Here is a 12262-nt window from a genome sequence, read left to right as displayed (position 1 = left end):
GACATGTACTATCCAGATATGCAGATGGGTGAAGGCGTCGAATGGGCGCTGCACAGCTGCCTCAACCTGGCATGGGCCGAGGCGGATGGCGCAGTGTCGGCCGCGAAGCTTGCGGCGATCTTCGACCTGCCGCCCGCGTACCTCAACAAGCAGCTCCAAGCCCTCGTCCGGGCCGGGATCCTCACCTCGTCCTCCGGGCCGCGGGGCGGATTCCGGCTCGCACGCGACCTGGCGGACATCACCGTGATGGACGTGGTCGCCGCGATCGAGGGGCCGCAGGAGGCGTTCCGCTGCCAGGAGATCCTGCGGAACGGCCCCACCGGACGCGACGGCGTCGACTACCGCGAGCACTGCGCGATCTCGAGGACCATGCGCCGCGCGGAACTCGCTTGGCGCCGCGAACTCGCCGCACGCACGCTCGCCGAGCTGCGCGCCGAGGTCGAGGCGGCGTCGCCGGGGAGCCCGGGAGCGTACCGGCGGCGCTTCGCCGAGCTGAAGTAGCCGGCCCGCGGCGCCGGGGCAGGCAACCCGCTGCTCGACGGCGGCGCTTCGGCGGCACCATATTCCGGATATCAACTATCGAGGATAGGAAAATATGATGCAGGCTCGCATGCCCCACGTCTTCACGCTTGCCTCCGGCGCCTACCGCGGCCTCGAAGCACTCGAAACCGCCGTCGCCGCCGTGCTCCCCGAGGCCACCCTCGAACTGGTCCGCGTCCGCGCCAGTCAGATCAACGGCTGCGCCGTGTGCCTCGACATGCACGCCGAGCGGCTGCACCGCGCGGGGGAGAGCCCCGAGCGGATCTGGGCGGTCGCCGGCTGGCGCGACGCGCCCTGGTACGACCCGGCGGAACGCGCCGCCCTGCGTCTCACCGAAGCCATGACCCGGCTGGCCGACACCTCCGACGGGATCCCCGACGAGGTCTGGGCGGAAGCCGCCGCGCACTACGACGAGAACGCCCTCGCCCACCTCGTCATGGCCATCGCCTCCGTCAACGCCTGGAACCGGATCAACGCCGCGACCCGCCAGGTCGCGGGCTCGTTCCGCGGCGCGGCCGTCCCGGCCACCCCCCGTTTCCCGGAAACGGCAACAAACATTGTCTGAGGCGCAAGCCGCACGCACTCTGGCGTCGGAGGTGATCGCCATGAGCGACCGGATCACGAACGTTCCCGATGCCGACCCTGAAACCGCCGCAACCGCCGCAACCGCCGCAACCGCCGCAACCGCCGCAACCGCCGCAACCACCGAATCCCCCGCCCACACCCCCCACCCCGCCTACGACGCCCTGATCATCGGCGCCGGCCCCGCCGGTCTGAGCACCGCGCTCGTCCTCGGCCGCGCCCGCCGCCGGGTCCTCGTCGTCGACGGCGGCGAGCCCCGCAACGCCCCCGCCGCGCAGATGCACGGCTTCCTGTCCCGCGACGGCATGCCGCCCGCCGACTTCCTCGCCGTCGGCCGTGCCGAGATCGCCCGCTACGGGGTCGAAATCCTCACCGGCCACGTCGACGACATCGTCCCGCGCGGCCGGCTCGACCCTCACGACACCGGCACCGACCCCGAGTTCGCCGTCTACCTGGCCGGCGGGCCCGTCCTCACCACCCGCCATGTCGTCGTCGCCACCGGGCTGCGCGACGACCTCCCCGACCTGCCCGGACTGCGCGACCGGTGGGGCATCGACGTCCTGCACTGCCCCTACTGCCACGGCTACGAAGTCCGCGACCAACCCCTCGGCGTCCTCGCCACCCAGCCGCACTCCGTCGAGCACGCCCTGCTCGTCCGCCAGTGGTCGCCCGACACCGTCTACTTCGCCCACGGCACCGACCCGTCCCCGGCGGACCGCGAACGCCTCGCCGCCCGCGGCATCCGCATCGAGGACGGCGAGGTCAAGCGCATCGTCGCGGACGGCGGAAGGCTCCGCGGCGTCGAACTCGCCGACGGGCGCGTCGTCCCGCGCACCGCGGTGTTCGCCGGCCCGACCTTCGAACCGCACGACGGGCTCCTCGACGCCGTCGACTGCGTCCGCAACCCGGACGGCTGGGTCGCCGTCGACCCGTCCGGCCGCACCAGCGTCCCCGGCGTCTGGGCGGCGGGCAACGCCGTCGACCCGCGCGCCCAGGTGATCACCGCCGCCGCGCACGGCTCGGCGATCGCCGCCGCCCTCAACCACGACCTCGTCACGGCCGATGTCACCCGAGCGGTGGCCGAAGCCCGCACCGCGTCCCTGCCCCCGTTCGGCCCCAGGCCCGTGCTGACCTGACCGAGCACGACCGCCCCGAAGGACCACCGTTATGCGCGTCTTCCTGGCCGGTGCCACCGGCGCCGTCGGCCGCCTGGCCGTCCCCCTGCTCCACGCCGCCGGGCACCACGTCACCGGCACGTCGCGTACCGCGCACGGCACCGCCGCGATCCGGGCCCAAGGCGCCGACGCGGCGGAGGTCGACGTCTACGACGCGGCCGCGCTCCGCCGCGCCGTCGCCGACGCCCGCCCCGACGCCGTCCTGCACCAGCTGACCGACCTGTCCGCCGCCGACGGCGCCGCCAACTCCCGGCTGCGCCGGGAAGGCACCCGCAACCTCGTGGACGCCGCCGCGGCCGCCGGCGTCGACCGGATCGTCGTCCAGTCCATCGCCTGGGCCTACCCGCCCGGCGACACCCCCGCCACCGAATCCGTCCCCCTCGACGACACCGCCGACGAACCCCGGGCCCGCACCGTCGCCGCGGTGCGCGCCCTCGAGGACACCGCCGCCGAACTCCCCACCGCCGTGGTCCTGCGCTACGGGCTGCTCTACGGCCCCGGCACCTGGTACGCGCCCGGCGGCCCGGTCGCCGACGCGCTCGCCGGACGCCCCGCCGCCGCGTTCCTCGGCGCCCTCGACGCCGACGACGCGGTCTCCTCGTTCGTGCACGTCGCCGATGCCGCCCGCGCCGCCGTCGCCGCCCTCGACTGGCCCGGCGGCCCGGTCAACATCACCGACGACGAACCGGCACCCGGCCGCGACTGGCTCCCGGCCCTCGCCGGCGCCCTCGGCGTCCCGGCCCCGCCCGCGACCCGCGGCGGACCCGCGTGGGCGCGCGGCGCCGACAACACCCTCGCCCGCTCGCGCGGATGGCAGCCGGAGTACCCGAGCTGGCGCACCGGCTTCGCCGCACAAGACGCCTGACCGCAGCGAAGGACACCCGACCGCCGCGCGGGCACCTCGCTGCCCGGGGTGCCCGCCCGGCGGCCGCGACGCACCCTGGACGTATGCCACGAGCAAACGACGACGCTGCCGCACTGCTCCAGGAATACGCCGACCTGCTCGCCATCACCGGCGGCGACGCGTTCAAAGCCCGCGCCTACGAGAAAGCCGCGCGCGCCGTCGGCGGCTACCACGCCGACATCGCCACCCTCGACGCCAAGGGCCTGCGCGAGATCCCCAACGTCGGCAAGTCCATCGCCGACAAAGTCGAGGAGTACCTGACGACCGGCCGCGTCGCCCTCATCGACGAAGCCCGCGCCGCCATCCCGCCCGGCGTCCGCGAACTCACCGCCATCCCCAACCTGGGCCCGCGCAAAGCGATGATGCTGTACGACGAACTCGGCATCGCCTCCGTCGACGACCTCGCCGCCGCCATTCGCGCCGAACGCCTCCGCGGCCTCAAAGGCTTCGGCCCGAAGACCGAGCAGAACATCCTGCACAGCATCGACGTCCTGAAGAAGGCCGGCGGTCGCAGGCTCATCAACAAGGCCATGGACGTCGCCGAGCAGATCGTCGCCGACCTCTCCGCGATCGACGGCTGCGAAAGCTGCACCTACGCCGGCTCGCTGCGCCGCATGCGCGAAACCATCGGCGACGTCGACATCCTCGTCGCCGCCGAATCCTCCGCCCCCTTTATGGCCGCCCTCGTCGGCCTCCCCCACACCGCCGAAGTCATCGGCCACGGCGACAAGAAGACGTCCATCCGCACCGACCAAGGCCTGCAGGTCGACCTGCGTGTGCTGCCGCCGGAATCGTGGGGCGCCGGACTCCAGTACTTCACCGGATCGAAGGCCCACAACATCCGGACCCGCGAACTCGCCGTCCGCGCGAAACTCAAGCTCTCGGAGTACGGCCTGTTCGAAGCCGAAAGCGGCAAAACACTCGCGTCCCGCACCGAAGAAGAGGTCTACGCCCGCCTCGGCCTCCCCTGGATCCCGCCGCCGCTCCGCGAAGACCGCGGCGAAATCGAAGCCGCGCAACGAGGCGAACTCCCCGACCTGGTCACCGAAGCCGACATCCGCGGCGACCTGCACACGCACACGAACCTCACCGACGGCCTGTCCTCCCTCGAAGACATGCTCGCCGCCGCCCACGCCCGCGGCTACGCCTACTACGCCGTCACCGACCACGCGCCCGACCTCGTCATGCAGCGCATGACCACCGAGAAGATGCTCGCGCAACGCGAACGCATCGCCGAACTCCAAGGCCAGTACGGCAAGATGCGCATCCTGCACGGCACCGAACTCAACATCGCCCCGGACGGCGGCCTCGACTGGCCCGACGACATCCTGGCCGGCTTCGACATCTGCGTCGCGTCGATCCACTCGCACTTCAACCAGAACCGCGCCGACATCACCAAGCGCCTCATCCGCGCCTGCGAGAACCCGCACGTCGCGATCATCGGCCACCCCACCACCCGCCGGATCGGCAAACGCCCCGGCATCGACGCCGACTGGGACGCCGTCTTCGATGCCTGCGCCCGGACCGGCACCGCGCTGGAGATCAACTCCCACCCGGAGCGCCTCGACCTGCGCGACGAGGACATCCTGCGCGCCAAGCGCCACGGCGTGAAATTCGCCGTCGATTCGGACTCGCACTCGACCACGCACCTGCCGTACATCCGCTACGGCGTCGGCAGCGCGCAGCGCGGCTGGCTGGAGAAAGACGACGTGATCAACACGTGGACGCTCGCCAAGCTGCGCCGGTTCGTCCGGAAGGGCGGTTCGTGAGGGAATTGCGGGCAGTGGCGGGCGTGGTGCTTTTGCGGGGGCCGGGGGTGCGGCGTGTACTGGACAGATCCGCCGCGCGTGCGGATCCGGGCGTCGTTCCGGCGTCTTCGGTCGCCTGCCGGCCTGCCCTTCGGGTCCGTCCTCGTCGGGGATGTCCTTGCTGGGTCCGTCCTCGTGCCGCAAGTCCGGGAGAGCACCATGACCAACCACGTCTACCGGGTGACCGAGATCGTCGGCTCGTCCCACGAAGGCCTCGACGCCGCGATCCGCAACGCCATCAGCCGCGCGTCGCAGACCGTCCGGCACCTCGACTGGTTCGAGGTGACGCAGATCCGCGGGCAGATCTCGGACGGCGAGGTCGAGCACTACCAGGTGGGCCTGAAGGTGGGCTTCCGGCTCGAGGACGCGGGCTGAGGCCCTGGCCGTTTCGCCGGGCCGTGCCGCCGGTCGTTGTCTCCGGTTGTTGTCTCCGGTTGTTGTCTCCGGGAACGCGGCGGCGGAGGATGAGCGGGATCCGGCGGCGGCGTCGGCGAACCTGTGACCCGGTGAGCCCGTGAGCCGTCCGGAGGACCCGTAGGCGACCCGGACCGAGGTGGATGCTGGTGCTGCTCGACCGACTGCTCGCCGACCTGGCCGCGGAAGGCGCCGACCTCGACGCCCGCGTCGCCGGCCTCCCCGCCGCGGACTGGGCGTTGCCCACCCCGGCGGTCGGCTGGACGATCGCCCACCAGATCGCCCACCTCGCGTGGACCGACGCGTGGGCGGTCCGGGCCGTGACCGCACCCGCGGACTTCACCGCCATGGCCGAGGAAGCCCGGCGGCGCGACGGTGCGCGTTTCATCGACGACGGGGCCGACGACGGCGCCCGTCAGGGCGCCGTCGCCCTGCTGGCCGCATGGCGAGCCGGGCGCGCGGAACTCGCCGACGCCCTCGCCGCCGTCGCCCCGGACACCCCGGTCCCGTGGTTCGGCCCGCCCATGAAACCGGCATCGCTCGCCACCGCGCGGATCATGGAGACCTGGGCACACGGCCAGGACGTCGCCGACGCGCTCGGCCAACGCCGCCGGCCCACCGCCCGCCTCCACCACATCGCCCACATCGGCATCCGCACCCGCGGCTTCTCCTTCGCCGCCCACGGCCTCCCCGACCCGGGAGTCCCGGTCCGCGTCGAACTGACCGCCCCGGACGGCACCCTGTGGACCTGGGGCGACGAGTCCGCGGCCGACCGCGTGACCGGCCCCGCCGAGGACTTCTGCCTGCTGGTCACCCAGCGCCGCCACCCGTCCGACCTGGCGATCAAGGCGACGGGCCCGGTCGCCGAGCAGTGGCTGACGGTCGCGCAGGCCTTCGCCGGACCGCCGGGGGCGGGACGGGAGCCGACGGCGGCGGGGGAGCGGTGAGACGCGTCGGCTCTCGGGGTTGAAGTTGCCGCTACGGCAGCTCCTCACGTCGTGACCGGGGCCGGAACGACCGGCCCGGCGACACAGCGGCAGGAGCGGTGATGGACTGGCCGATCGCGGACGTGGCCCGCATGGCGGGCGTCACCGCCCGGACCTTGCGCCACTACCCGCTACCTGGCGCACGAGTTCCGTGCCGCCGCCGATCGCCGCATGGTCTACGTCGAAGACCACTGCTGATGGTCCGCCGCGGGCGCGGCGGGGATTTCGCGCCGACGGGACTTGACCCGGCGGGAAGATCATCAGGCGGCGCAAGATCGTCTCATGAGCGACGCACCTGAAGATGCACCCCAGGAAGCCCCTGAGCCCGATGGCACCCAGGCGGACGTGGAAGAGCCGCAGCGTCCTGCCGTCCCCTACGGCTTTCAGCCGGACCGGCCCCTTGCCGTGCGCGGTCAGGACGGGGCCGGGTTGCGTGGCGGGCCCGGCTTCCGTTCGGATGCCGAAGTTGCCGCGGGAGTGCCTGACGATCCCGGGCCGTTGCAGCCGTTGACCGACGCGGAAGGGGAACCGACGGCCGGCTTTGTGCCTCCCGTGCCCTTCGCCGATCGGCTCGACATCGACGGCCAGTTCTATCCGGCGGGATTCCAGGCCCAGGACGGACCGATGGGGAACATCCGTCCGGGGGTCGTCGAGCGGACGGCTCCGGAACGGGTTCCGTTGTCGTTCCGGCCCGATCGCGGGTTCGCGGCCGGGTTCCATGCCGACAAGGGCGCGGCCGGGAAGTCCGCGCCCGAGAAGTCCGCGCCGACGGAGCGGCCCGCGTCGCCCCAAGCGCGGCCGGCGACCCCGGAACCCGGCAAGTCCCGCGGCTCCACTCCCGACGGCCCGCCCGCCCGCGGATTCTCCGGACCGCCGGTCGAGAACCGCGCGGGGCGGGAGAAGCGCGCGCCCGCCGCCCCCGGCGCCCGGGCGACCGGTGCCGGGGAGCAGCGGGTGGGACGGAAAGCCGGTTTGGAACCGAAGCTCTGAGTGGAGTAGCCGACGAACGAGAGCGGTGACCTGGTGCGCGGTGGCCGCGTTGTGCCTGATGGCGGGACTCACCCCCGTCTAGAACGCACGTTCGAGTTCATGAGCTAGCATCGGCTATATGTCCGTTTACCTCCAGGCCTCCCTGCTCGACCAAGGCGACGAGATCCGCATCGGCTCGCTCGCCGGCACCGTGCGGACGCGGCTGGTCGACGGGGCGTGGGTGGACGTCCGGCGCGGGTGGATCACGGGGGCCGATGCGCTGTTCGAGCGTCTTGCCGACGAGGTCCCGTGGCAGGCCGAACGGCGGCAGATGTACGACCGCGTCGTCGACGTCCCCCGGCTGCTCGCCTACTACCGGGTGGACGAGCCGCTCCCCGCCCCCGAGCTGGCGCGCATGCGGGACACCCTGTCCGCGCACTACGCACCGGAACTCGGCGAGCCGTTCGTCAGCGCCGGGCTGTGCCTCTACCGCGACGGCCGCGACAGCGTCGCCTGGCACGGCGACCGCATCGGCCGCGGCGCCCGCGAGGACACGATGGTGGCCATCGTGTCCCTCGGTGCGCCCCGCGACCTCGCGCTGCGCCCCTGCCGCCGGGACGCCGACGCCGAGCCCCTGCGCCTGCCGCTGGGGCACGGCGACCTGGTCGTCATGGGCGGCTCCTGCCAGCGCACGTGGGAGCACGCCGTCCCGAAGACCACTCGGGCGGCGGGTCCGCGTATCAGTGTCCAGTTCCGCCCGCGGAACGTGGCCTGAGCCCGCACCGGCCACCAGCTCCACGGCGCGGAGGACGCAAAAGGGCCGCCCGGCAGCACCGAGTGCTGCCGGGCGGCCCCGTGACTCACCAGGTCGCCCCCGGCGTCGAACCCCCGCGAATCAGCCCTGCGTCCCGTTGAACTTCTCGAGCGCCTCGGCGATCTTGACGTCGTCCACCGGGAATCCGGGGAAGCGGGCAAGGCGGGACAGGGGGATGGCGCGCAGCATCCGGCCGTGGTCGGGGTCCCCGAGGGCGGCGGCCAACGGGGAATCGCCGAAGGTGGAGCGGAGCCAGGTGCCGGCGTGGGAGTGGGCCAGCCACTGTTCGGCCGTGGAATCCGCGGCGAGGGGCAGCCGCAGGCCGTCGCCGGCGAGGTCGACGACGGTTTCGCAGCGGATGTCGCGCGACGAGGAGCCGACGCGGATGCCGAACGCCCCGCCCTCGACCGTCCAGGCGTTCACCGTCGGGTGCCAGAAGGCGAACGCGCGGCGCTCCAGGACGAGTTCCACCGGCGCGCTCTCGCCGGGGGCGAGGGTGACGCGGGTGAAGGCGCGGAGTTCCTGCTCCGGGCGGTAGACACCGGACTCCGGGTCGGTCACGTAGACCTGCACGGTCTCGGTCCCGGTGCGGTCGCCGGTGTTGGTGACCGTGAGGGACACCGTCACCCGCGGGTCGGCGCCGTCCTCGACGGTGACGGTGAGCCCGTCGTAGCGGAAGTCCGTGTACGAGAGGCCGTGGCCGAACGGGTAGGCGACCGGCATGCGGTGCGCGTCGTACCAGCGGTAGCCGATGAGCAGGCCCTCGGCGTAGCGGACGTGGCCGAGTTCGCCGGGGAAGGCGCCGATCGTGGGGTTGTCCTCGTACCGGACCGGGATGGTCTCGGCGAGGCGGCCGGACGGGTTGGCGGTGCCGAGCAGCAGGTCCGCGACGGCACTGCCGCCGGCCTGGCCGAGGAGCCAGCCTTCGAGGACGGCGGAGGCGCGGTCCTGCCACGGCGCGACGGACACGACGGAGCCGTTGGACAGCACGACGACGACTCGGGCGTTGGCGTCGGCGACGGCGTGCAGCAGCTCGACCTGGTGGGCGGGCAGGTCCATGTGGGCGCGGTCGTAGCCCTCGGACTCGTACGACGGCGGCAGGCCGAGGAACAGCACGACGACGTCGGCGGCCGAGGCCGCGGCGACCGCCTCGGCGACGAGCGCGGGGTCCGCGGCTTCCGACTCGATCGCGTAGCCCGCGGCGAAGGCGACCTCGCGGCGGCCTTCGAGCGCGGTGCGCAGCGCCTCCAGGGCGCTGTCCACACGGGTCGGGTTGACCTGCGACGACCCGGCGCCCTGGTAGCGCGGGGTGCGGGCGAACTCGCCGATGACGGCGACGGTCCCGCCGTTGTCCGCGTCGAGGGGGAGGATGCCGCCCTCGTTCTTCAGCAGCACCGCGGACGCGGCGGCCGCCTCGCGGGCGAGCGCGTGGTGCGCGTCCGCGTCGTACGTCTCCGCCCCCGCGGCCAGCGCCGACAGCGAGCGGTCGACCAGCGTGAGGACGCGGGTGACGGCCAGGTCGACGTCGGCCTCGCTGAGCCGGCCGTCGCGCACGGCGTCGAGGATCAGCGCCGTACCGGCACCGCCGGACGACGGCATCTCCAGGTCCAGGCCCGCCGCCACGCACTCCGGGCGCGAGCTGACGCCGCCCCAGTCGGACACCACGAGACCTTCGAAGCCCCACTCGTCGCGCAGGATCTCGGTCAGCAGCTCGCGGCTCTCCGCGACGTAGGTGCCGTTGAGGCGGTTGTACGAGGACATGATCGTCCACGGCTGCGCCTTGCGGACGACGGTCTCGAACGCCGGCAGGTAGATCTCGCGCTTGGTGCGCTCGTCCATGTCGGCGGAGACCGTCATGCGGTCGGTCTCCTGGTTGTTGGCCATGTAGTGCTTCAGCGACGCGCCGACGCCCTGCGACTGCAGGCCGTTCACCAGAGCCGCGCCCAACTCGCCTGCCAGCAGCGGGTCTTCGGAGAAGTACTCGAAGTTGCGGCCGCACAGCGGCGAGCGCTTCATGTTGACGCCCGGGCCGAGCAGCACCGATACGCGCTCGCTGCGGCACTCGCGGCCCAGCGCCTCGCCGACCCGGGCGAGCAGTCCGGTGTCCCACGACGAGGCGAGGCCCGCGGCGGGCGGGAAGCACGTGGCCTCGACGCTGTCCAGCAGGCCGAGGTGGTCGCCTTCCTCCGGCTGCTTGCGCAGGCCGTGCGGGCCGTCGGTGACCATCAGCGCGGGGATGCCGAGCCGCTCGATCGGTTCGGTGTGCCAGAAGTCCGAGCCGTCGAGGAGGGCGGCCTTCTCTTCCAGGGTGAGGTCGGCAAGCAGCTTGGGGATGTCCAGCCGCGCAGGTGTGGTCGTCATGCGTTTCCTCCGTGGTGGCAGGCGGCGGGCCGAAGGCAGGCAGGCGGTCGGTGTCCCGCCGACCGGGTGCGGCCTGGCTGTCGAGCAATACTTACCACATGGTAGAAATTCTGCCCAGGGTCCGGGCGGCCCCGGATGCGAGGAGGGCGGGAGATCCTGAATGCCGGGAGAATGCCGGGTGGTCGGGAGGTCCCGGTACCCCTGGGAGAGAATCCGCATGTCCCCGTACCCGGGCGAGGAAGCGAGCCGACCGACGATGACCGCCGAAGCGAACCGCGGATACGCCAAGGGGCGCGCCCGGCAGCGCGAGATCCTGGAGAAGGCCGTCGCCCTGTTCGGCGAGTCCGGCTACCGGGGGACGTCCTTGCGGGAGATCGCCGCGCGCTGCGGCGTGTCCCATCCCGGTCTGAAGTACCACTTCCCGACCAAGGAAGCGCTGTTGCTGGCGGTGCTGGAGCAGCGCGACGAGGACGACAGCGCGCGCATGGCCGCGGACGACCCGGTGGGTGTGGAGGGGCTGCGGCGGCTGGTGGAGATCGCCGCCCTGAACGCGGACCGGCGCGTCGTCGTGGACTTGTTCACGTCCTTGGCGGCGGAGGCGACGACGCCGGATCATCCCGCCCATACGTTCTTCGCCGAGCGCTACCGCAAGGTGATCGCCGCGACGACGGCCGCTTACGAGCACGCCCGCGGCCAGGGCCACCTCGTGGCGGGCGTCGACCCGGCCACGGCCGCCCGGCAGCTGCTGGCGCTGATGGACGGGCTTCAGGTCCAGTGGCTGTACGACCCGGCCACGGACATGGCCGGCACCCTGCGCGCGCACATCCAGCGGCAGCTCACCGTGCCGTTGTAGGCCGCGTCCCGTGGCTCTTCACACCGGACACGGCTAAGGCGCCCGCCGGGTGCCGGCAGGTTTGTGCGGGTCAGCCGATCTTCTCGGTGATCGTGTTGGCGATCCCGTTCTTGTCGAGGGTGACCTTGACGATGAACGCGTATTGCACGGCGTCCTTGGCCGTCGCCTCGAACTTGTCGCCGGTGCACGGCACGTTGCCGTAGCCCTTGGCGTCCTTGCTGCTCATGCCGCCGGGGCCCGGGCACATCGCCCCGCCGCCGGTGACCTTGGTGTCGGCGGCGAGGAGGAACTCCTGGTCGTCGATCGTGTACTTGCCGGGCGCCAGGTACTTGACCGCGCCTTCGAGGGTCCGCTCGGTGCCGCTGCCGGACGGCGTGCCGGTGTGCGTCGGCTTGGTGGACGGGGTCGCGCCGCCGGCCGGTTTGCCGGTGCCGCCGGTGGCGGCGGACGACGGCGTGTTGGAACCGGCGGCCGGCGCCGAGGTGGCGGCCGAGGCGGAGGGCTGTGCGGCCGGTGCCGACGACGATGCCTTGCCGTCGTCGGACTTCTTGTCGTCGGACGAACACGCGGTCGCGCCGAGGACGAGCGCGGCACCCGCGGCGAGGGCGACGACGGGGCGGCGGAGAACGTGGGGACGCATCTGGGGGGACTCCGTTCGGTGGATCTCGTACGGCGGAAGCACCGCACAAGATCCACCTACGCGACACGCAGACAGTGCGGTTGCGGATACGTGTCGTGAGCAATGACACAGCAACCGCAATTGCGGTGCGGGTGAATCCCCTTACCCCGCACCCACGTTCACCTCATCGGTGGCGGAGCGACGGCAGCAGGGCCGCAGATCGACCGCAGATCGACC

General features: G+C 72.6%; 12 protein-coding genes and 1 pseudogene. 11 read left to right on the top strand and 2 right to left on the bottom strand.

What is annotated here, in order from left to right:
* Nucleotides 1-18: 18 nt before the first annotated feature.
* From ACPA54_RS15605 to ACPA54_RS15560, 10 genes and pseudogenes are all read left to right on the top strand, one after another.
* The gene (locus ACPA54_RS15605) at nt 19-501 is read left to right on the top strand and encodes an RrF2 family transcriptional regulator (protein WP_423530064.1); all 483 of its coding nucleotides are present in this window, start codon (nt 19-21) and stop codon (nt 499-501) included.
* A gap of 109 nt (nt 502-610) precedes the next feature.
* On the top strand, nt 611-1105 hold the full coding sequence (locus tag ACPA54_RS15600; RefSeq protein WP_423530062.1) for a carboxymuconolactone decarboxylase family protein: 495 nt from the start codon (nt 611-613) through the stop codon (nt 1103-1105).
* Between the two features lie 40 nt (nt 1106-1145).
* A complete protein-coding gene (locus ACPA54_RS15595) occupies nt 1146-2258 on the top strand; it encodes an NAD(P)/FAD-dependent oxidoreductase (protein WP_423530060.1) in 1113 nt (370 codons plus the stop codon).
* 31 nt (nt 2259-2289) lie between these two features.
* Nucleotides 2290-3162 (top strand): NAD-dependent epimerase/dehydratase family protein, encoded by an 873-nt coding sequence (locus ACPA54_RS15590; protein WP_423530059.1) that lies wholly within the window; start codon nt 2290-2292, stop codon nt 3160-3162.
* Between the two features lie 83 nt (nt 3163-3245).
* Nucleotides 3246-4970: a DNA polymerase/3'-5' exonuclease PolX gene (gene polX / locus ACPA54_RS15585; RefSeq protein WP_423530057.1), complete on the top strand. Its 1725-nt coding sequence runs from the start codon at nt 3246-3248 to the stop codon at nt 4968-4970.
* Nucleotides 4971-5168: 198 nt separating this feature from the next.
* Complete coding sequence (locus ACPA54_RS15580) at nt 5169-5384, top strand: dodecin (RefSeq protein WP_345676149.1); 216 nt, start codon at nt 5169-5171, stop codon at nt 5382-5384.
* A 182-nt stretch (nt 5385-5566) separates the two neighbouring features.
* Nucleotides 5567-6370, top strand: a complete 804-nt coding sequence (locus ACPA54_RS15575) for a TIGR03084 family metal-binding protein (protein ID WP_423530055.1) — start codon at nt 5567-5569, stop codon at nt 6368-6370.
* A gap of 101 nt (nt 6371-6471) precedes the next feature.
* Nucleotides 6472-6567 (top strand): annotated as a pseudogene (locus ACPA54_RS15570) (MerR family transcriptional regulator); the annotation flags it as partial.
* An 82-nt stretch (nt 6568-6649) separates the two neighbouring features.
* Complete coding sequence (locus ACPA54_RS15565; protein ID WP_423530053.1) at nt 6650-7399, top strand: chromosomal replication initiator protein DnaA; 750 nt, start codon at nt 6650-6652, stop codon at nt 7397-7399.
* 118 nt (nt 7400-7517) lie between these two features.
* Entirely contained in the window at nt 7518-8153 is a 636-nt protein-coding gene (locus ACPA54_RS15560) for an alpha-ketoglutarate-dependent dioxygenase AlkB (RefSeq protein ID WP_423530052.1), read from the top strand.
* A 120-nt stretch (nt 8154-8273) separates the two neighbouring features.
* Here the strand turns inward: ACPA54_RS15560 and ACPA54_RS15555 are convergent, their stop codons facing one another.
* Nucleotides 8274-10553, bottom strand: coding sequence for a glycoside hydrolase family 3 C-terminal domain-containing protein (locus tag ACPA54_RS15555; protein WP_423530050.1), 2280 nt, complete (start codon nt 10551-10553; stop codon nt 8274-8276).
* Nucleotides 10554-10809: 256 nt separating this feature from the next.
* Between ACPA54_RS15555 and ACPA54_RS15550 the strand changes: the two genes are divergently transcribed.
* On the top strand, nt 10810-11406 hold the full coding sequence (locus ACPA54_RS15550) for a TetR/AcrR family transcriptional regulator (RefSeq protein ID WP_423530597.1): 597 nt from the start codon (nt 10810-10812) through the stop codon (nt 11404-11406).
* Between the two features lie 70 nt (nt 11407-11476).
* Here the strand turns inward: ACPA54_RS15550 and ACPA54_RS15545 are convergent, their stop codons facing one another.
* Nucleotides 11477-12046: a hypothetical protein gene (locus ACPA54_RS15545; protein ID WP_423530048.1), complete on the bottom strand. Its 570-nt coding sequence runs from the start codon at nt 12044-12046 to the stop codon at nt 11477-11479.
* Nucleotides 12047-12262: the final 216 nt, after the last annotated feature.

Origin of the sequence: Uniformispora flossi, assembly GCF_049534875.1 — a bacterium.
GTDB lineage: Bacteria > Actinomycetota > Actinomycetes > Streptomycetales > Streptomycetaceae > Yinghuangia > Yinghuangia aomiensis.
The sequence above is the reverse complement of the archived record's forward strand: the minus strand, read 5'-3'. Positions and strand labels throughout refer to the sequence as shown.